Source organism: Diplocloster agilis (genome assembly GCF_019042275.1).
Taxonomy (GTDB): Bacteria; Bacillota; Clostridia; order Lachnospirales; family Lachnospiraceae; genus Diplocloster; species Diplocloster agilis.
Genome location: NZ_JAHQCW010000024.1, coordinates 1 through 22115 on the forward strand (window position 1 = coordinate 1; position 22115 = coordinate 22115).

Genomic DNA, 22115 nt, shown 5'->3' on the forward strand with positions numbered 1-22115 from the left:
TGGTGAATAGGCTCGGTTCCTGAATCCGGCTTTTCGATTTCACTTAGCGTATTCCAGCGCTAGCCCTCCGCGCCCCCAGGGAGATACAAAAGAACCCGGCCGCCCGGAGCGTCCCCGGATACCGCCCGCGGTTCCAAGCCGTAAGCTGCGGACATACAAAGCCTCCAGGAAGAACGCTAAGCGAGTGCGACAGCGCCTGGTGAATTGGCCCGGTTCCTGAATCTGCCGTCTGGATTTCACAAAGCAGCAGCCAGCCCTCCGCCCACCCAAGGACAGGCGTCCGCCCCACCGGGCGGCGCCGGCCGGAAGCCACCATCCCGCCCCTCAGGGTTCTTCCTGTCCCCAAGATCATTAAATTTTTATAAACTTGCAAGCTTATATTGACTATTGGTCATTTTTGGTGTATAATTTTCCTTGAGCTTGAAATGACGTTTAGTCATTTTATTGTGTGAACAACTTCTCAAATGAGGATGCGTTGCATATAGTAAACATTAATGAAGGTACGGGGTGGCTGGATTCCGTATCGTGAGGAATTAGAATTTACGAGGAGGATTTGTATGATTAAGCTTGCCAAGAAGATAGTGAAACATAAGAAAATCATCGTCGCCCTGTATATGCTGCTGCTGATACCGTCCGTGATCGGCATCGCGCACACCAGAGTCAACTATGATCTGCTCAGTTATCTGCCGGACAGCCTGGAGACGGTGGAGGGGCAGAATATTATGGTGGATGAATTCGGGATGGGCGCTTTCTCCATGGTGATTGTGGAGGATATGCAGCCAAAGGACGTGGTGAAATTAAAGGAACAGATCGCTCAGGTGGAGCATGTCAAGGAAGTGATCTGGTACGATGATGTCATGGATATCACCGTTCCTATGGAAATGCTGCCGGAGGATATCCGAAACGCCTTTAATCATGGGGACGCTACCATGATGATCGCTTTATTTGATAATACCACCTCTTCCGATGAGACGATGACCGCCATCAGCCAGATGCGGGATATCTGCAATCAGCAGTGTTTTATCAGCGGGATGAGCGGGATCGTTACCGATATCAAGAATCTGTCGCTTCAGGAGATGCCTGTCTATGTGGTGATCGCGGCGTTGCTTTCCCTGGTCGTCCTGACACTGACTATGGAATCTTTCCTGATCCCGCTTATTTTCCTGTTCAGCATCGGCGTGGCGATTCTTTATAACCTGGGCAGCAATGTGGTGATCGGGGAAATCTCCTATATTACCCAGGCGCTGACCGCTGTGCTGCAGCTTGGGGTTACCATGGATTATTCCATTTTCCTGCTGAACAGTTACGAGGATAATAAACTCCGGTTCCCGGGGGAAAAAGACAGGGCCATGGCACATGCCATTTCCAACACATTCAAATCCATCACCGGCAGTTCCGTCACCACCATCGCCGGATTCGCGGCTCTTTGTTTTATGAGCTTTACACTGGGACGGGATATCGGGGTGGTCATGATGAAGGGCGTGGTGATCGGAGTCCTTTGCTGTGTGACATTGCTTCCGTGCCTGATTCTTCTATTTGATAAGTGGATTGAAAAGACGCATCATAAGCCGCTGGTCCCGAATCTGGATAAGATCTCCGGTTTTATTACCAGACATTACGCGGCGTTTATCCTGTTTTTCCTGGTACTGCTGCTGCCCTCCCTTTGGGGTAATAATCACGTGGGCGTTTATTATAATATCGACAAATCCCTTCCCCAGACACTGCCCAGCAATATGGCCAACGCCAAGCTGGAAGAGGATTTCGATATGAATACGATCCATATGGTCCTGCTGAAAAACGGCCTGACTAACAAGGAAAAGGACGATATGGTCAGCCAGATCGATCAGGTAAAGGGTGTGAAATATACGCTGGGAATGAATTCCCTGGTAGGTCCGGGACTTCCGGATGAAATGATTCCTTCTGATTTAAAAGACAAGATCATGAGCGATCATTATGAGATTATCTTCGTCTGCTCGGATTACAAAACCGCAACTGAGGAAGTGAATGCGCAGATTACACAAATTGAGAAGATCGTGAAATCATTCAGCCCGGAATCCATGGTCGTCGGAGAAGCGCCTCTGACCAAGGATCTGGAGGATGTTACTTCCGTGGATTTCCGCAATGTCAACATCGCTTCCATCGCGGCCATTTTCCTGATTATCATGATCGTGTTCAAGTCCATTTCCCTGCCGGTGATCCTGGTGGCCGTGATCGAATTCGCCATCTGCATGAATATGGCGATCCCCTATTACATGGGCACTACGCTTCCTTTTGTGGCCAGCGTGGTAATCGGGACGATTCAGCTGGGAGCTACCGTGGATTACGCGATCCTGATGACCAGCCGTTACCAGAAGGAACGGGGGCGGGGCAAGAGCAAAAAGGATGCGATCAGCATTGCCCACAAGACATCGATGAAGTCCATCCTGATCAGCGGATTCAGCTTCTTTGCCGCCACCTTCGGCGTGGGGCTTTACTCCAAGATCGATATGATCAGTTCCATTTGTACGCTGTTATCCAGGGGCGCCATTATCAGTATGATTATCGTAATCTGCATACTGCCGTCCATGTTCATTATATTTGATAAAGTAATCTGTAAAACATCGATTGGTTTCCTGGCAAAAGAGCCGGAGAATGAAGGAGGAAAATGACATGAAAAGTATGAAAAAATATGCTGCTGCCGGCGCCGCCGTGCTGCTCACCGGCGTCTTAACGGTCGGATCGGCCATGTGGTCCGGCGCTCCGTATCTCACCGCCGCCGAATCGGACCCGGATGACAAGGAAAAACTGGTGGACGCCATTGAGGAAGTGGGGACGAATACCCCCGCGGTTTCCGGCGGCACCGAGCTTTCAAAGGAAGAGACCGTCTATGTGACCGCGGACGCTTCGGGGAATGTAACGAAGGTGATCGTCTCCGACTGGCTTAAGAATGCGGGCCGGGAAGCGTCTCTTAGCGATGTGTCCGATCTGAAGGATATTGAAAATGTAAAAGGCGACGAGACCTTTACCCAGGATGGGAACCGGCTGACCTGGCAAACGGCAGGGGCCGACATTTATTATCAGGGAACCACCGACAAAGCGCTGCCAGTATCCATGGACATCCGCTATGAGCTGGACGGTAAACAGATCTCTCCCGCGGATCTCGTTGGAAAGAGCGGTACTCTTTCCATGACCGTATCCTATACCGCCGCGGATCTTCCGTTTACCATGATTACGGCCATGATGCTGCCGGTGGAACATTTTCAGAACGTAGCTTTGGATAATGGAAAAATCATTTCCGATGCCAAGACCGATATTGCCGTTGGCCTTGCCTTCCCGGGATTGCAGGACCGACTGGACCTGGACAGCGAAGCTCTGGAATTCCCCACCTCGTTTACGCTGACCGCCGATGTCACCGATTTTCAGATGGGGCCTACCATGACGATCGCCACCTGCGGATTGTTAAATGACATGGATCTGGATGATTTTGAGGGAATGGATGATCTGAAGGATGCGTTAAATGACTTGTCGGACGCGTCAACAGAGCTGGTAGACGGAACCGGTGATCTGAAGGAAGGCGTCGATAAGCTGCAATCCAAGACCGGTGAGTTCAAGGACGGTGTGAATACGTTAAATGATGGACTGAATCAGCTTCAGGATGGCGCCGGTACTTTAAAAGACGGGGTGAATCAGTACACCGACGGGGCCGATACCCTGGCCTCCGGCGTAAATCAGTATGTGGACGGCGCTAACACGCTGGCCTCCGGCGCTTCCCAGTATGTGGACGGAACCAACCGGCTGGCCGGAGGAGTTACACAGTATGTAGAAGGCGCTTCCGCTTTGAGCACCGGGGTCAAACAGTATGTGGAGGGCAGCAAATCCGTGGCGGAAGGTATCGATCAGTTGAATCAGGCGCTATCGGGATTGAATATCTCCGAGGAAGACTTAAATACGCTTAATACTCTGGTGACACTGGCCGGCGGCCTGGATAACGACACGCTGAATCAGCTTCGCGGCATGTCCGGATCGATCAATGGGGGAATCGACCAGTATAACGAGCAGTTACAGCAGGCGCTGGACAGCGCCCTGTCCCAGAGCTTAAGCGGCAACCTGACACCGGCGATACTGGATTCCATTGATCCCACCGGTGCAATGCCTCAGGACCAAAAGGACGCACTGGCGGCCTCCATTAATTCCGGCATTTCGCAGACGGTAACCGGCACCTTAAACACGGTATTCCAGTCAGATCCGGCCTCCCCGCTGAAAGACAAGGTGACAGCCGCCGGTACTACGCTCAATGGGCTGGCTGATAATCTGGGTTCCATGAAGTCCGGGATGGATACTGTAAAACCGCTGCTGACACAGCTTCCTGATCTGCAGCAGCTCCCCGGGGTAGTTGGCCAGATCAAAGGCGGAATGGATCAGCTGTCCGAGAAAAACGACATACTGACAGGGGGGGCTGACGCCTTGCTTCAGAGCTCTCCGGATCTGAAAAGCGGCGCAAAAGAGCTGACTGATAAGAGCGCCGATCTGAAAAACGGCGCATCCGCACTGACCGGCAAGAGCGGCGAATTAAAGAACGGCGCCAATACCTTATCCGGCAAAAGCGGCGAGCTGCGGGACGGCGTCAACAGCCTGGCCTCCGCATCCGATCAGTTAAAGGACGGCGGGAACACGCTGAGCAAAGGAACCAACGCGCTGGCCGACGGCATCGGAACCCTGGCCGACGGGGCGAAGGATCTGAACAGCGGCATGAAAGAATTTGACGAAACCGGGATTCAGAAGTTAAAATCCACCTTTGATGATGATATCCAGGGGCTGCTGGACCGGGTGGATGATATAAGCCAGGAGAGCAAAGCTTACAAATCCTTCTCCGGAATCCGGGACGATATGAACGGCAGCGTAAAATTCATCATAGAAACAGCGGAAATTAAATAGAGAGGGGACTGGCTCCTTCCGGCGAGCAGCCGGGCAAGCAGTAAAGCAGGAACGGAAGGTGCCTGTCCCCGGATGCCGGGCTTTGTGCACACCTCCCTTGTTGATATGTCAGGGGCGGTACTGCACGAGTCCGCTTCCGGGGACAGGCACCTTCCTATTCTGCTTTATTTCTTGCCCGGCTGCCTGCCGGAAGGAGCCAGTCCCCTCTCATAGGAATTGTATTATGTTGTAAATGTTAATGCCCACAATTACAAGCATAATTAGAATAAACAGTTTTTCAACCGTCCGGTCCCGGATCGTCTTATTGATCCGGCTGCCCAGCATTCCGCCCAGAACGCCGCCCAGAACCATCACGCCCAGCGACAGTACCGCGAATTCGGGAACCGTGCCGGTGCAAAGGGTATTCAGCAGGCTGGCCGCCTGGGAGAACATAATGATATATAATGAGTTGACCGCAGCGGTCTTGGTCTCCATTGAGAAGAAATAGTAAAGGACCACCAGATTGATCGGGCCTCCCCCTATCCCCAAAAAGGATGACATAATGCCCAGAAGCAGTCCGATCGCGGCGCACAGGGCGACGTTCGTCATATGTAACGTCCGGATTTTCTTTCTGTTGACCGTATACAGCAGCGCCGCTGCCGTAACAAGCATCAGGCACACGGCCTGCACGCAGCCCACTACATTCTCCGCCGCCTGCCGGCTGATCCATTGAAACATGTATTTTCCGCAGACGCCTCCGGCCGCGGCACCGAGGGCCAGCGGCGTGGAGATCCGGTAATCCATCCGGATCTGTCCGTTCCTTTTATTTTTCATCACAGAGATCACGGACATGGTCAGCACCGTGCATCCGGACAGAAAGCTGATGGAGGCCACGCTCATCACCTGAAAGGAATCCAGCAGCGGCTTCATCAGCACACCGCCGCCGATTCCGCAGATCGAGCCGATAATGGAGGCCGCGAAGCTTACGATCAAAAACAGCAGCGTCATTGTACTTCCATTCGAATATCCCGAATGACCTCCTTCATCTCCAAAGGTTCAAAGCGGACATCCTGCGGATATTTCGGATCGTTCCACTCCAGGCTTTTGATATCCCGCACCTTGACGCCAAGCAGCCGCTTCAGCAGCTTCAGCGTCATTTTCTGACGGACCGTGGTATATTCCGGGTCGTCATACAGATTGTTCAGTTCCTTTGGGTCCGACGACAGATCGTACAGCTCGCACCGGTCGTCATAATAAATCGTCAGTTTCAGGCTGCCCTCCCGCAGCATGGCCCCGGGTCCGAAGGAGGTGGGCACGTGGGGGGCTAAAAGCTTAAGCCCGGGAATCGCCTCCTTGCAGGTAGGAGCGCCTCCTCCCGCCTCGCACAGCACGCTGTCCCTGAATTTGTCATAGATCCCCGCGTCCAGAGCAGGGCAGATGGATTTGCCCACCATCGTAGGCGGCGCTTCCACGCCCAGCATATCCAGCAGGGTGGGGGTAAGGTCTACTTCCTCCACCAGGCCGCCGAACCGGATACCATGATATTTGTCCGGGTGGTACAGGATCGCGGGAATTCTGGTAAGGCAGTCGTAGAATACCGGAATCTTATGGGTCATACCCCGGTTCCCCAATAATTCTCCATGGTCGGAGAAGAACAGCACCACCGTATTCGCAAGAAGGCCGCTCTCTTTTAAGTAGTCCATCACCCGGCCCACACTGTCGTCCACGTAGCGGATCTGCCCCATGTAATGGGCCACCGCTTGGCGCATCTGTGTCTCCGAACACAGATCCATCTCCGAATGTTTCCGCCAGACCTCGTTGCGCACCGGCTCTGTGTCCTTATCATATTCCCGGAATTCCTTCCCCAATTCCACCTGGTCAGGATCAAACATGGTGTCGTATGGCGGCGGGCAGGTAAACGCGGGATGCGGGTCCTGATAATTAATCCAGGTAAAAAACGGCCGGTCTTTATTTTCCCCCATAAAACCAATCGCCTCGTCGGTCAGCCGGCCCGTGATATTATAGGGATGATTCTCCTCCAAAGTAAACGAGGAAAAGGAATGTTCATACTTCTCATGCCCGTCGTAGTTTCCCAGGCAGATCTCGTCCAGTCCATCCCAGAGTTTTTCCAGTTCGGAATAGATGAACAGATGATTTTTTCCGTACATGCCGGTCCGGTAGCCCTGGTCTTTGAGCTGACTCACCAGGTTCGGCACCTCGGAACTGATGGAGGACCAGTAGTTCCGGTGATTGTGTTCGGAAAAATAGGTGCTGGTAGCGAAACTGATCCGGCTGGGCGCGCACAGCGGGGCGGCGCAGTAACAATTGTCCAGGGTCACCCCCTGTTCGGAAAGCGCGTCGATGTGATTGGTTTGGATACTTTCATGGCCATAGCAGCTCAGATAATCCCGGCGCATCTGGTCGGGTGTTATAATCACCAGGTTATACAAGTGAATTCCCTCCCTTTGTTCTCTAATAAACGGTTCTATTTCATGCTTCTGTTTTAGGTTGTGAATTAATTTATTGTTATGAATATATGGTTCGCAACGATTTCTTATTTTACTGACCGGACATTCGCAGTCGTTATTGCCGATTGGACACTCGCAGTTGTTATCTATACTGATTGGACATTCGCAGTTGTTCCCTAATGTGTTTTCCCTTACATAGAACAAAAGTAATTGTCTTTTGACACCTTAAAATCCCTGATATTTTTGGAGAACTCAAACTGGTGAATCCGCATCAGGGGACGGTATGTCAAAGGAAAGGTCTTCATTTCCCCGTTCTCCATGGACTGCTTAAGGCCCGGGCGGCTGCAGATCTCCTTTAATTTCATACGGAACTCATCCGCGTCGCGGGTTCGGATGGAAATCAGATTTTCATATTCTTCCGGGTCTTCCCGGAGGTCAAAGAGCTGTTCCAGTCCCCCGTTGGAGAGGAAGATATACTTATACCGCCCTTCCCGGATCATGACTTTGAAGCGCTCGGTTCCGGGACGGCCGTAGACTCCGACCACCGCTTCTCTTTTCTCGCCGCCCAGGATATCCACCCCGTCCTTCTTTTTCATAAGTTCTTCCGTTCTTTTTCCGCTATGCAGGTCATTGCGCAGTTCTTCGGGCCGTACTTTTTGCTCCTTAGTCTCCATCAAACCGGCCGCCCTGAGTGCGATCGGATACAGATCCGCCAGCTCAATCAGGCTGTCATCCACAGCGCCCTGCGGCAGAACCCCCGGCATACTCAGCAGAAACGGAATCTTCGCGGACGCCTCAAAAAACGTCTCCTTCTGCCATGCCCGGTGGTCTCCCATCTGATCCCCGTGATCCGAAAAGAAGCAGATCAGCGTCCGGTCCGCATCCGGCCTGCGCTCGACCGCGTCCAGAATCCTGCCGATGCAGGCGTCTATGTAGCTGATCTCCCCATAGTAGCGGGAACGCAGATTTCTGGCCCAGGCGTCGTTGATTTCGTCCGCCCAGATCGCGTAGTTCATAAATGTAATCTGTTCGTCCATCAGATCGATGTTTTTATCTCCGCGTATGGGATTCGGCATCCGGTCCGGGTTGTACATCAGATGGTAGGGGGCCGGCGGAGCGCAGGGCGGATGGGGACCGACAAAGGAGACAAAACCAAAATAGGGCCGCTTATCCTCTTTCTCAATTTCCCGAACCGCCAGGTCCGCGGTAAAAGCTTCCACGGTCAATTCCTGCGGGAAGGGGCTCATCTGGGGGACATAATACATATTCGTGCGCTCTCCGTGAAGCTGGTCGATATGCGCGTATTCCGGATGTTCCCGCAGCATGAAGCCCGCATAGGCATCCTTTTCCTTGATTTCAGGAGTTTCCCATAATTCTTCCGTATGCTTGTGTACTTCAAAGCCCAGATCCTCGTAGCAATCCGGTTTGGTATGGAATTTGCCGATGCCGAAGGTGCGGTATCCCTGATCAGTAAGACAGCGCGCCAGATAGGAGCCGCACCGTTCTTCGATCGCTTCCGGCTGCCCATCCATGGGAACCGGATTTTCGTTGGAATAACAGCCGGTTTTCTCCGGTTCGCAGCCGGTCATCACCGTATAGCGCGCGGCCACGCAGACCGGGCAGGTGGAGTAGGCTTCCGTAAAAGCCACTCCTCTGGCCGCCAGGCGGTCCAGGTTGGGAGTCTGAATTGTGTCATTTCCCAGTGCCTGTATGCAGTCGTAGCGGAACTGGTCGCACATCAGATACAAAATATTATATTTATCCAAATTTACACCTCTTTTACCACCACTTAATCAGTTCGGTCACTTCATTTCTCAGATTGATAAAGTCGTCTGAGGAGATCTTTCTCGGTCTGGGCAGGTTGTTGATCATCTCTTTTTTAACTTTGGTGGGCTTGTTGGTCAGTACCAGAATCCGGTCGCTTAAGTAAACGGCTTCCTCAATATTGTGGGTGATGAAGATAACCGTGGTTCCGGTCTCCTGCCACAGGTTCAGCAGCTCGTCTTCCAGCTTGTATTTTAGCTGCAGATCCAGCTGGCCGTACGGCTCGTCCATCAGCAGAAGCTTTGGCTCCACCGCGAAGCCGCGGGCGATGACTACGCGCTGCAGCATACTGGCGGAGAGCTGGCGGGGATAGTATTTGCGGTAAGCGTCAAGCCCTACCATTTTGATTACTTTTTCCACCCGTTCGTTCTGCAGCTCTTTGGGGTAGCCCTTTACTTTCAGGCCAAATCGGATATTTTCCTCTACGTTCAGCCATTCCATGGTGGAATATTCCTGAAAAATGTAAGCCAGGTCATGTTTTTGAGGATCGATTTCCTCGCCTTCGAACAGGATCTTTCCGTCGTCGGCCTTGTACAGCCTGGTCAGACTGTTCAGGAAGGTGGTCTTGCCGCAGCCGGTAGGGCCGACGATACAGAGGAATTCGCCTTTTTTTACATCAAAGGAGATATCATTTAAAACCAGAAGATCTCCGAACTTTTTGGTCAGATGGTCCACATTTAAGATGGCTTCCGGCTGTGTGATTTTCGTTTGCGCGCTTGCTTGTGCTTGTCCCATATTTACCTCCAGTGGCGCATTTACTGCGCCTTTTCCATTACAAATCCATTTCATCCATTTCCGATGTAATCAGTTCCCGCAGCTCCAGGAATTCGGGAGATACATAGCTTCTGGGCCTGGGCAGATCCACGACATATTCTTTTTTCACAGTGGCCGGGCAGTTTGTCAGCAGAATGATCCGGTCTGCCAGATAGATGGCTTCCTCGATGTTATTGGTCACGAACACCACCGTCCGTTTTTCCGTGGAGCAGATGCGCTCGATCTCTTCCTCCATCAGATACCGGGTCTGGGCGTCCAGGTGGCCGAAGGGTTCGTCCATCAGGATCACGGAAGGATCGTTGCAGTAGGCTCTGGCGATGCCGACCCGCTGGCACATACCGCCGGAGAGTTTGACCGGATAGCTTTTTTCAAAGCCCTTTAATCCCACCAGATCGATATAATACTGCGCCCGCTCCCGGCGTTTTGATTTCTTTACACCGGCCATCTTCAGGCCGAATTCCACATTTCCCATAACGGTCAGCCAGGGGAACAGCGCCGTGGTCTGATAGACCATGCCCCGCTCAGGCCCCGGCGCGGTGACCGGTTTGCCGTTTACGTTTACTTCTCCGCTGGTGGTCTGTTCCAGGCCCGCCATCAGATTGAGCAAGGTTGTTTTGCCGCACTGGCCCGGGCCGAAGATGACGACAAATTCATTTTCTTTTATATTCAGGTTGATATCTTTTACCACTTCGTGGGAAGTCTCGAATTCCCCGAATATTTTTCCGATGTGGTCGCAGCGGACCACGCAGTCATTTTCTAATTTCCTCGTATTTTCCATGAGCATAACCTCTTTTCCGCATATCTCATCAGCGTCGCCAGGATCAGGCCGATCAGGCCGATTGCCAGCATTCCCACCAGGATCTGGGTCGTATTGCCGGAGTTCATGCCTCCCGTGATCAGATAACCGACCCCCTCCTGCGCACAGACCATTTCCGCAGCCAGCACCGCCATCCAGCTGGTCGATAAGGATACCTGGAGGCCGGCGAAGATATAGGGCACGGAGGCCGGTAACACGATATGTACAAAGATCTGCCTGCGGTTCGCGCCCAGCATCTGGGCGGCGCCGATCAGCTGTTTGTCCACATCCCGGGCGCCTGCGTAGGTATTTAATAACACATTGGCAAAGCCGCCCATGAAGATAATGAAGTATTTCGTGGTCTCTCCGATTCCAAACCAGAGGATCGCCATCGGGATCCAGGCCACGCCCGGGATCGGACGGATCAGGTTAAAGATCGGTTTTACGATAGCATCGATGACCGGGATACGTCCCATAGCGATTCCCAGGATCACGCCTACGACAGCGCCGGAGACGAATCCCACGAACACCCGGTAGAGGCTGAAGACGGCGTGCTGTACCAGGGTATACTGGCCGATGGGTACGGTTAAGGACTCTACAAACTTTTGAAACACAGGGATGGGTTTGGGGAACATTTTCCCTAAAGTAGTCCCGGATACAGCCAGCTGCCAGACCAGCAGAAGCAGGCATACGGACAGCATGGCGAACAGAATCGTGGATACTTTGTCTCTTACTTGTTGTTTACTCATGGCCGCCTCCCCTTTACATATCTATTTTCCAGGAAGTCCAGGATCGTGGAAAGGATCAGTCCCACCACGCCGATCACCAGCATTCCCATAACGATGATATCCGCTCTTCCGATGGTACGGGCCACCTGGATCATATAGCCCAGTCCGTTGTTGGAGGCCAGCAGTTCCGCCGCCACCAGAGTCATCCAGGAGATTCCAAGGGCCGTCTTAAGCCCGGTGAAGATAACCGGAAGCGCTGTGGGGATCGCCACCATGAACAGCATCTGGGTCCTGGTGCCCCCGAAGGTCTGGCCAACCCACATATGCACCGGATTCACCTGTTTTATTCCCGTGTAGGAGTTGATCACGCAGGGGATCAGGGCGCCTACGAAGATTACCGCCACTTTGGCCCAGAAGCCGATTCCCAGGACCAGGATCATGATCGGGATCCAGCCGATGGGCGGGATGGGGCGCAGCAGGTCAAAGATCGGCTTTACCAGCTTGTCAACGGAGCTGTACCAGGCCATGGCGATGCCCAGGGGAATACCGACTACCGCCGCGGTCAAAAAGGAGGCCATGGACACCTTTAAGCTGGACAGAATATGTACCGGCAGCGTGGAACCGTCGGGGCTTGAGGTCGTAAGCTTCGTAATAAAACAGTTCAGTACCTTGACCGGACTGGGAAGAACATAGGAAGGCAGCAGCTGCAGCACATCCGTGATGATCTCCCAGAACGCCAGGAATACAAAAACAGAAGCAAGCGAGATTAATTTATACTTGGTTTTTGTTCTCATACCGTCTCTCCTTAGCTAAATTTTGCGAAAAAAAAATACCGGATGGGGACATGTCCATTTCGGTTTGGGACATGTCCATTCCAGCCGGGACATGTCCCAAATCGATTTGGACATGTCCCCTTTTGTCAGTTATTTCATGGATTCCAGGGCTGCCTTCATAAGCTCGGGTTTTACGTTATCAACCACCGTCTGCACCTGGGAGGAATCCAGCTTGTCGATCATGACCATGAATTCCGCATAGTTTTTCTCGTAAATGCCCATCTCGATCTCTCTGGCTTTGTCGGAGGTGATCAGGGGTTTTAAGTCGCATTCCGCCCTGGCGCTCTCCTCGGTCACTTCATTGGCGTTGTCGGCATACCATTTCATGGTATATTCCACTTTTTTCTCAGGGTCGGCTTCCAGAGCGTCATTCGCCATGTAGACCAGCTTCAGGAAGGTCTGGATTTCATCTTTTTTGCTCTCGTATGCGGACTTGGAAGCGACCAGCTCTTCATAGTTCGGGGTGTCCAGGTTGATCAGGTCCGCCGCTTTTACCCAGCCTTGTTCCGGAGCGTCGTAGCAGTAGGGGGATACCAGTACCACCGCATCGGCCTGGCCCGCTAAGAACGCCTGATAACCGGCTGCGTATTCCATGTTAACAAGCTCCACATCTTCTTCCTGCACGCCTACGGCTTCCAGCCATTTTACCGCGCACAGCTGAGAGGTGGTTCCGGTAGCCATGATGATCTTGGCTCCTTTTACGGTCTCAGGGCTTCCCAGAACATCCGGGTAGGTGGGGTTGTAACCTTTCACCTGGGCGATGGGGCTGTCCGGTCTGACATAGAGTTCATTTCCGCCGGTTCCGTCGATATGGCTGCCCACGACCTTCGCGTCATAGTTGGCTACGCCGAAGACGAACGCGCCGCCGGTCATGGATACATCCCACAGGTCTGCGGAAAGGGCTTCGTTCTGGGTGGCTCCGTTGGAGAACAGGATCGGTTCGATCTTGATTCCGTTTTGTTCATCTAACTTCTGATCCAGGATGTAGGCCATCTGCATGCCGTTGTAGTATGGCTGGACCGCTACCCGCAAAGGTTTCAGATCCCCGGAAGCCTGGTCTGCCGAAGCGTCCCCTGCGTCCTGGCCGCTGGATGCGTCCGCGGTCTCTTTGGCTTCCTCTGATGCTGCGGCCGGTTTGGCCTGTCCGGAGTCTGACGACGGCTTCAGGCTGCATCCGGTAAATACGGCGGCTGTCATTGCGACCGCCAGGGTCAGAGCTAATACTTTCCTCTTTCTCATGAAACTTTCCTCCTCGTTCCTTGTCGTTTGACTGTGTTCTTTTCCGGTACGTCTCTTGCGTACGTTGTAAATTCATTATAGCCTGCGGCGTCCCCCGTGTAATGAAACCAGACTGACCATTTTTCTCCTAATTACCATTAATTGCGGCAGTCATTTTCTGATATATTACTATTTGTACAAATAAATTAACACTATTCTGACATTTTTCTACAAATTTGACTCTCTTTTCCGTCAATGTTATAATTTTTAACAGTAATTTTCACAACTACGGAATACAGGAATACAGGCTTCTGACAGGTGATATATGAAACTATTTAAGGTATTTAAGAAAAATTTTCAATTAAAGCAGGTTTTACTGTTTTGTTTCTTGTTTTTAGTTTTTCTCTCTACCTTTTTAATGGTAGTTTTTTCCTATAGTATCTATTCCAAAAATATAACCAAACAGCTGGCCTCCTCCAGGGTGGACGTGCTGGAGCAGATCTCGGAACGGACCAGCTCCATCCTTCAGACGGTAAATGTAGTCAGTAACTTCTATTACTATAATCTGCCGTTTAACCGGTCTGATCTTGATTATACACGAGAATTGTCCCCAGAGGAACAGCTCAATATTATCCATTCTATGGATACCCTGGACGGCATTCTGCAAAAGACCATTGACGCCACCAACATTGACTTTTATTATACGATCGCGCTGAACAACGGTTTCACTTATTCCACCGACGGCTATCCTTCCAGGCGGACGATCGACATGTATCAGAAGAAACTGTGGTATGCGGATATTATTGCCGCCAAGGGACAGCCGGTTCTGATCTCCACGCACCGGAATTTTTCTGAGAAACCGCAGTACGTATTTTCCATGGCATATTCGATCCTGCATCCGGATACCGGCGAACAGCTGGGTATCTTCCTGCTAAATGTCAAGGAGTCGAATCTGTCGGCCACCTACGAGAGCCTGATCAACAATAACAATTCCATCTATATCATAGACCAGAAGGGAACGATTATCTCCCACAACAACAAGGACATGCTGTCCATTAACTTTTATAATATGGACCGCTTTGATCAGATCTTTGGGGACACCGACTTTCAGATTATCGATAAAAATAAAGAAAAATTCCTGTTTTCCAAATGCGAAAATTCCACGCTGGGCTGGGTGATGATCGAGGAAATACCCTTGGAGGTGGTGCTAAGGCCGCTGGCTTCCATTCAGTATATCGTAATTATTTTTGGTTTTGTCGTATTTTTGGTAATTATTTCTCTCTCCTACTATCTGTCCAGCAAAATCGTGAAGCCGCTGTCCAACCTGTGCCAGCAGCTGGAAAAGGTGGGAAGCGATGAGGCGCCTGAGAATTTTAACGTCCGCGGCTGGGCCGAGATCAACACCATCTCCGACGAGTGCAATTATATGCTGGGCCGGATCAACATGCTGGTGGAGGATATCAAGCTGAAAGAGGAGTCCAAACGCCAGGTGGAGCTGCAGGCTATGCTGGCCCAGATGAACCCGCATTTTATCTATAACACACTGTTCTCGGTCAAATGCATGGTGGATATGGGGCGGAAGGACCGGGCGCTGGGCGTCATCGACGCCTTCACGGTCATATTAAAAAATACCATGTCCTATACCAATAAATTTATGCTGGTGTCGGACGAGCTGAATTTTCTGGAAAATTACATCACGCTTCAGAAATACCGGTACGGGGACATTTTTGATTTTATCACGGATGTGCCGGAACAATTCCGCTCCCTGCGCATCCTGCGGATGATGCTGCAGCCTCTGATTGAGAATTCCATATTCCACGGCTTCTCCGATATCGGATACCGGGGACAGATCACGCTTCGCATCTGCTCCCAGGGCGGCGATCTTCTGATAACGCTTTTTGATAACGGGACCGGGATGGACGAAGAACAGCTAAACAGGCTGTGGGACGGAGACCTGGTACCCAGCAGCCAGCATTCGAACCTGATCGGGATCCGCAATATCTCAGACCGGCTGCTGCTTCACTTTGGCCCTTCTTACGGAATCACCATAGACAGCAAAGAGGGCTGCGGCACCCGAATCCGGATCCTGCATCCAAGGATTGAGAATGACGCTAACTGACTTTTAACGGCAACAGGGGGGAATTGTTATGTTAAAGATTATGATTGTAGATGATGAATTGCCGATCCGGGAATGGATCGAATATGTGATCCGGGAGACGGGCCTTCCGGTAGAAATCGTCGGAATCGCGGCGAACGGCCGGGATGCTATGGAGTGCTTTCGTCAGCACAGGCCGCAGCTGGTGTTCACGGATATTAAGATGCCCATGATGGACGGGATCGAACTGCTGCGGCAGATCAAGCTGGCGGTCCCCCAGACCATGGTAGTCATGCTGACCAGCCACAATGACTTCGAATATGCCAGGGATTCCCTGAACTATAACGCGGATCAGTTTATCCTGAAGACAGAGATCACAAAAGAATGTCTCCGGGAAATCATCTCCGGCTGTATGAAAAAAGCCGGTGAACAGCCGGCTGCTGCACCTGTCCCCAAGGCTGCGGCCGGGGATTTTATCCGCTTCACTCCCGGTGAACTGAATCAGTGGATCGCCCAGGAAGGCCTGGCCGTCCCGTCAGGGCCTTATTTTATCCTGACCTATGAGGCCGCCCCGGAGCTTGGCCCCCTGTCCGTGAAGCTGGGGGAACAGTGCGCCGAATCCTTCTCTCTGGTCATCCGTGAGCACGAATGGAAACAGGGCTATCACGCGGCTGTCTTCTATCTGCCCGCTTCCTCCAGCCGCCTGTACCTGTACGATGTGTTTGAAAAGGTCGCCGGCCAGATGTCGGAGCTGCTTGCGCGTCCCATCGGCACTTCCGGACCTGTAACCGAGGGATTGGAATTCGCCGAGGAGTTGTCTGTCAGCCTGCTCCTGCACAACATGCGCTTTTACGAGGAGGAGGACGCCAAAATATCCGCCCATGCTCCCTTTCGTTATCAGGCATCGGCGAAAACCTATCATGTCTGGCAGGATACGCTGCAGAAAAGTTTCCAGGAGATCATCTACGAGATCTCTTCCCAGCGCTTTCATGAAGCGCAGAGCAAGATCAAACTGCTTCTATCCTATCTGGAAACCGAACATCCGCCGCAGATCTATCAGATCCGGAAAATTTTCCGGGAAATTATTAATAACTATAAGCTGATCGCGCTGGGACAGGGCTTTGCCAATACGGAAAAGCTATGCCACGCCGCTATCTCCAAATTAAAAAGCGCCGGAAACTTCCGGGAGTTTAAAGAACATATTTACGCGTTCCTGTCAGGCAGCACCATCAGTTTTCTGAATACCTATTCCGGATATTCCGAATATGTGAAGGCTGCCATTACACGGGTCCGGAAGGATTACGCGGCAATTGAGAAGATTTCGGATATCACAGATGTTCTGAATATTAACCAGGAGTATTTCTGCCGGTTGTTTAAAAATGAGGTGGGTATTTCCTTTAATAAATATCTTACCAATTACAGGCTGAAGATCGCGGAAGAATTGTTAAAGAATACCGACCGGAAGGTTTCGGATATTGCCCGGCAGGTTGGATACCAGAATCTGAGCTATTTTTCCAAGATCTTCAAAGAGAAGTATAATACGAATCCTTATAAATACCGGGCAGGGGATGAGGAGTAAAGGGCGCACAGGCCATTTTCTTTTCTTCTCGCCCATGACCTTTACACAGATTTTTTCACAAAATACTCTTTTTTGCTACATTACATATTGTCTGGGTGTTTTCCCGTAGAACCGTTTAAACTCTCTGATAAAGTGGGAGGCATTGCAATATCCGAGAATATCAGCGGTTTCGTTTACGGACAAGTGGTCATTAGCCAGGAGTGTCAGGGCTTCTTTCATTTTCTCACGCCTTACATACTCCTTAGGACTCATTCCCAGTTCCTGTTGGAAAAGGGCCGCCAGATATTTGGGGTTGCAGCCGGTAAACTTTGCAGCCCCTTTTACTGTACAACTGCCAAAGAGATTAGCATTGATGTAGCGAATCGCTTTCGACACCGGATAGGGATATTTTCGCTGCTGCGCTTCCTCTACCAATTCCCGGAACCGGTCCAGAATTTCTTTCAGAAGCTCCTGTAATTCCACTTCTGTCTTTTGTTTTTCTACCTCATTAATAAAAAAATCACTCATGGAAAAGCTGATTTCAGAGTCAGCGCCATTTCGTATGGATGAACGGCTTATCACCGTAATCAGACAGATGAGCGTGTTTTTTACTGCACGTATCCGGTCGGGTGCAAGAACGTCCGCATAGGTGTCTATACGCAGGATCTCCTCAAGTGAACTGTCTCCGCGCCCCTTCAGGTAAAAATCCGATATCTCGCGTTCTATGGAAAAAGAATGGTGGCGGTAACCACTGAGGATAGATTGCCGGATAAATTGATTCATTTCTTTTTTTTGCGACATAATTATATTACCTTTATACTATTATTATGAGTTTCATATCATTATATTAGCAAAATAGATGATAAAATTCAATTGCAACAAGTAATATTGTACACATGATTCAAATACGCCTGACAGGCGGAAGAAAATTTAAGTTAAAGGAGAAGAAAGTATGGGCAAAAAACAATTTACGACATCGCGGGGTGAGCGGGGTAGTTATGGGCTGTATGCCTTTGGCGCTATTTTGTCATATTATGTAATTATGAGTTTTCTTCAATTATTTATGACGGATTTGGGGATTCCGGCGGCCATGGTTGGTCTGATTTTTGTGTTTGCAAAGGTCTGGGATGCCATTAACGATCCGGTTTTTGGCGTCATTGTGGACAAGGCCCATTTAAAAGGGGGAAAATACAGACCTTGGCTGCGTATCGCCGGTCTTACCATTCCCATAACAACGGTTTTGCTGTTCATCATACCATCCGGAGCATCCATTCAGGTAAAGATCATATGGTCCGCAACGGCTTATATTTTATGGGACACGGCATATACCATGTATGATGTGCCAATGAATGCAATCGTAACTGCAATGACGGAAAATCAGGAAGAAAGGAATAAATTGTATTCCCTGAATTCATTTTGCGTATATTTGGGCGGGATTCTGGTGGCCATTTTGGTTCCGCTGCTCTATCCTGCTATCGGGTGGCCCTTGACCATATTAATTTTGGGCGTACTTTGCCTGATTACAATGATACCGCTGCCCGGCAAAGCAAAAGAAAGGTATGGCGGAAAAGCAGAAAAGGAAGTCTCCATTAAGGAAATTTTTATGAGCCTAATACATAATAAATATCTGTTGATTTTTACGCTGGCTTCCATTGTCAGCGCCTTGACAGATTTCAGCAATACATTGCTGGCATATGTAGCGATTCATTGTCTGGGCAGCGAATCTTATATCACAATTCTTACCTTGTCCTCCGCACTGCCCATCCTGATGGTAGCGCTGCTGATTCCTAAAATGATCAGTAAGATGGAGAAATTTAAGCTGAATATCACAGCCCGTATCATTGCTCTGGTGTTTACGACAGTAATGTATTTTGTGGGGTATGAAAATACCGTACTCGTGTTCATTCTTTATATGGGGAAAAGCCTTTTTTCAGGAATCAGTGCGGTTACAGCGATCATGTTCGTTGCCGATTGTGTAGAATATGGCCAGTTCCGCAACGGGGAGAGAAATCAAGGTATTGCTTTTGCAACAAAAGCGTTTACCAATAAAATCGTCGTGGCACTGACGGGAGCCCTGGGTATGTTTGGTGTGGCGGCTGTCGGATTTGTGGCTGGAGAAGGCGCGGTTCAGGGTGCCGGAACCATTAACGGCCTTTGGATACTGTTTGGACTTGCTCCATTGATCGGAGGAATTATTTCTATCTTTATCATGTTGTTTTGTTATAAGCTAAGAGATCCGGATGTGGCACTGATGATCCGCTGCAACAATGGTGAAATGTCCAAAGAGGAAGCAAAAGCTTCGTTCAGCCACAAATTTTAATAGGAGTGTATAGACATGATGACATTGAATTTAAACGGTAGATGGAAAATGCGTGCTGCAGAGTGCGAAGACATCTGGGATGCGGTTGTTCCGGGAACCGTGGCAGCCACACTGCTGGAGCATGGGGTGATGCCTGATCCTTTTTGGCGGGATAATGAGAAAAAAATACAGGAGCTACTGGATCGGGACTACATTTTTGAAAGAAGCTTCACAGCAGGAGAAGATTTGCTGAAGCAGGAACAAATTGTGCTTCATTGTAATGGTCTGGATACACTGGCGGAAATTCGACTGAATGGAGCAGTTGTTGGTAATGCCGATAATATGCATCGCATATGGTTCTTTGATGTGAAGCCGTTTTTAAGACCGGGAGAGAACGAGATCTCGATTTATTTTCGCGCACCGGCACCTTATTTGAATGAACATCCGTCCGGGATTGGGAAGCCCTATACCGTGCTTCGGAAGGCTGCATGTATGTTCGGCTGGGATTGGGGGCTGTCGCTGCCGGATTCGGGTATCTGGCGTGATATTATGATTGAAGGATATGAAAAAGGAACCATAGAAACCGTAATTGTACATCAGGAACATATGAATGGAAAAGTTATTGTAAAAGCACAGCCCGTCTGCCGGGGAGCGCAGGACCTTCTTTTCCGGCTCACTCTGACCGAACCGGACGGTGCAAAGCTGGAAACCCGGGAATGCGCTGCGGGAGGCACGGTATACTTTGAAGTGGAACATCCCAGGCTCTGGTGGCCCTCAGGTTATGGCGGGCAGCCGCTGTACAGGCTGTGCACCGAACTAATGACACAGGACATGATTTTGGATACCAGGGAGCAGCGGATCGGGCTGCGGACGATAGAGCTAGACCGTTCGGAAGATGGTGACGGCGCGAAATACTCCTTTGTAATCAATCATATACCTGTGTTCTGCAGGGGTGAAAATATGATCATCGAGAACTCGGTGATACAAAAGACAGACGGCAGCTGCTATAAGAAGCTGATTGAGAACTCCCTTCGTTCCAATGTGAACAGCATCCGCGTGTGGGGAGGGGCTTATTATCCCCCGGAGGAATTTTATGATTTATGTGATGAAAATGGGATACTGGTCTACCAGGATTTCATGTTCGCCTGTTCCTTTTATCAGATATCCCCTGAATATATGGAAAATGTGAAGCAAGAGCTGAAGGACAATCTGGCGCGGATAGCCCATCATGCCTGCATCGGGCTATACTGCGGAAATAATGAAATCGACTGTATCTACACAGTGACAGGCGCAACAGATCCCGAGACCACGGCGCTTCGCAAACTGTTCGGTTCCGGTAAGGACCCATTACCGGAAGCAGTCAGGAAGGCTCTTTGGGCCAATTATGAACCATTATTTTTAGAGATGATTCCAGAGCTGTGCAGTCGTTATGCACCGGATACGGACTATGTCCATTCCTCTCCGTCCGCCAAGGCACCGGGAGAAGTCACTGCCTTTTTCGACTATGCAAAGGATGGGGATCTGCATTATTATCTGCAATATAACGGAAATGCCCCCTACCAGAAAATACGGACCATGCGCAGTCGTTTTGTAACAGAAATGGGGTTCCAAAGCTATCCTTCCATGAAGACCATCGCTTCTTTCACAGAGCCGCAGGACAGGCTGCCTTATACCCCGGTGATGTATGCCCATCAGAAATGCGCCGGCGGAAACGAAACAATCGAACTGTATATGGAGCGCGACTATTTGATTCCAAAGGACTTTGAAGATTATGTCTTTTTGTCACAGCTTCAGGCCGGAGAGATTATGCGGTATTCCGTGGAACATTTCAGGCGTGATAACGAATATTGCAGAGGGATCATGCTGTGGCAGCTCAATGACTGCTGGCCGGTCGTGAGCTGGTCGGGAATTGATTATTACGGCAGATGGAAGGCGCTTCAATATTTTATACGGCGGTTCTATGCGCCTGTGCTGGTAAGCGCCAGGGAAGAGGATACCAATGTCTCGCTGTGGGTTTCCAATGAAACTGCGATGGAATGTAACGGCCAACTCCGATGGAAATTATATGGAAAAGATGGAAAGATACTGGACCAGGGCGAGAAGTCGGCCCATCTGTCAGCGGGTGAAAGTGCTTCGTTGGTATATCTTGACTATTCCAGGATGTTAAACAGGATAGAAAAAAAATCTGCTTATCTGTTTTTCGAGTGGGAACATAACGGAAATGTAGAAAGGGGCACGGTTTTGTTTGTACTTCCACGGGAATTTTACTTCTCGGAGCCGGAGCTTTCCTGGGAGGTTAAAGAAACGGGGAGCAGTTATGTCATTGAAGTGACCGCCAAACATTTTGCAAAGGCGGTCGGATTTGATACGTCAGAAGGCGACTGCATTTTTTCCGATAATTATTTTGACTTGCCGGCGGGAGAAAGCCGAACTATAGAGGTGAAAAAAGTTGAATGCGAAGGCATTTCGGATTCGGAGGATCTGAGAAGGCAGCTTATGGTCCGCACGCTCAATGATGTTATGCTGAGGGCGGCTATGGCCGGAAAGTAAGATAGAATTAATGATACCGTGAATCAAACAGTATATGGGTATGCCATCGATATACCTATATATGCGGAAAAACGCACGC

Annotated in this window: 15 protein-coding genes; 6 read left to right on the forward strand and 9 right to left on the reverse strand. The window is 50.4% G+C overall.

The genetic code is table 11. The features are described 5' to 3' along the window. The first annotated feature begins 557 nt into the window (after window positions 1-557). Together KTH89_RS14220 and KTH89_RS14225 are read left to right on the forward strand one after the other, a co-directional pair. Window positions 558-2648 carry an efflux RND transporter permease subunit gene (locus KTH89_RS14220; protein WP_238722147.1) on the forward strand — a complete coding sequence of 697 codons (2091 nt, stop codon included), beginning with the start codon at window positions 558-560 and terminating at the stop codon, window positions 2646-2648. Between the two features lies 1 nt (window position 2649). Beyond that, window positions 2650-4914: a hypothetical protein gene (locus KTH89_RS14225; protein WP_238722148.1), complete on the forward strand. Its 2265-nt coding sequence runs from the start codon at window positions 2650-2652 to the stop codon at window positions 4912-4914. Window positions 4915-5121: 207 nt separating this feature from the next. On the opposite strand, the gene KTH89_RS14230 is transcribed toward KTH89_RS14225, so the two are convergent. The 8 genes from KTH89_RS14230 to KTH89_RS14265 form a co-directional block, all read right to left on the reverse strand. Then, window positions 5122-5901: a sulfite exporter TauE/SafE family protein gene (locus KTH89_RS14230; RefSeq protein WP_238722149.1), complete on the reverse strand. Its 780-nt coding sequence runs from the start codon at window positions 5899-5901 to the stop codon at window positions 5122-5124. Beyond that, entirely contained in the window at window positions 5898-7343 is a 1446-nt protein-coding gene (locus tag KTH89_RS14235) for a sulfatase family protein (RefSeq protein WP_238722150.1), read from the reverse strand. The genes KTH89_RS14230 and KTH89_RS14235 overlap by 4 nt, the downstream gene beginning before the upstream one ends. A gap of 209 nt (window positions 7344-7552) precedes the next feature. Next, on the reverse strand, window positions 7553-9127 hold the full coding sequence (locus KTH89_RS14240) for a sulfatase family protein (protein ID WP_238722151.1): 1575 nt from the start codon (window positions 9125-9127) through the stop codon (window positions 7553-7555). Between the two features lie 13 nt (window positions 9128-9140). Next, window positions 9141-9920 (reverse strand): ABC transporter ATP-binding protein, encoded by a 780-nt coding sequence (locus tag KTH89_RS14245; RefSeq protein WP_158346980.1) that lies wholly within the window; start codon window positions 9918-9920, stop codon window positions 9141-9143. A gap of 37 nt (window positions 9921-9957) precedes the next feature. Beyond that, on the reverse strand, window positions 9958-10737 hold the full coding sequence (locus KTH89_RS14250; RefSeq protein WP_158346981.1) for an ABC transporter ATP-binding protein: 780 nt from the start codon (window positions 10735-10737) through the stop codon (window positions 9958-9960). Then, window positions 10716-11504 carry an ABC transporter permease gene (locus KTH89_RS14255; RefSeq protein ID WP_158346982.1) on the reverse strand — a complete coding sequence of 263 codons (789 nt, stop codon included), beginning with the start codon at window positions 11502-11504 and terminating at the stop codon, window positions 10716-10718. The genes KTH89_RS14250 and KTH89_RS14255 overlap by 22 nt, the downstream gene beginning before the upstream one ends. Beyond that, complete coding sequence (locus tag KTH89_RS14260) at window positions 11501-12277, reverse strand: ABC transporter permease (protein ID WP_158346983.1); 777 nt, start codon at window positions 12275-12277, stop codon at window positions 11501-11503. The genes KTH89_RS14255 and KTH89_RS14260 overlap by 4 nt, the downstream gene beginning before the upstream one ends. Window positions 12278-12406: 129 nt before the next feature. Beyond that, entirely contained in the window at window positions 12407-13555 is a 1149-nt protein-coding gene (locus KTH89_RS14265; protein WP_238722152.1) for an ABC transporter substrate-binding protein, read from the reverse strand. A gap of 304 nt (window positions 13556-13859) precedes the next feature. Here KTH89_RS14265 and KTH89_RS14270 point away from each other — a divergent pair, with 304 nt between their 5' ends. Together KTH89_RS14270 and KTH89_RS14275 are read left to right on the forward strand one after the other, a co-directional pair. Next, entirely contained in the window at window positions 13860-15653 is a 1794-nt protein-coding gene (locus KTH89_RS14270) for a sensor histidine kinase (RefSeq protein ID WP_238722153.1), read from the forward strand. Window positions 15654-15681: 28 nt separating this feature from the next. Then, window positions 15682-17208: a response regulator gene (locus KTH89_RS14275; protein ID WP_238722154.1), complete on the forward strand. Its 1527-nt coding sequence runs from the start codon at window positions 15682-15684 to the stop codon at window positions 17206-17208. Window positions 17209-17283: 75 nt separating this feature from the next. On the opposite strand, the gene KTH89_RS14280 is transcribed toward KTH89_RS14275, so the two are convergent. After that, the gene (locus KTH89_RS14280; RefSeq protein WP_238722155.1) at window positions 17284-17988 is read right to left on the reverse strand and encodes a helix-turn-helix domain-containing protein; all 705 of its coding nucleotides are present in this window, start codon (window positions 17986-17988) and stop codon (window positions 17284-17286) included. 151 nt (window positions 17989-18139) lie between these two features. On the opposite strand from KTH89_RS14280, the gene KTH89_RS14285 reads away from it, so the two are divergent. Then, a complete protein-coding gene (locus tag KTH89_RS14285) occupies window positions 18140-19507 on the forward strand; it encodes an MFS transporter (RefSeq protein ID WP_158346988.1) in 1368 nt (455 codons plus the stop codon). A gap of 15 nt (window positions 19508-19522) precedes the next feature. Further along, a complete protein-coding gene (locus tag KTH89_RS14290; RefSeq protein WP_238722156.1) occupies window positions 19523-22036 on the forward strand; it encodes a beta-mannosidase in 2514 nt (837 codons plus the stop codon). Window positions 22037-22115 lie beyond the last annotated feature (79 nt).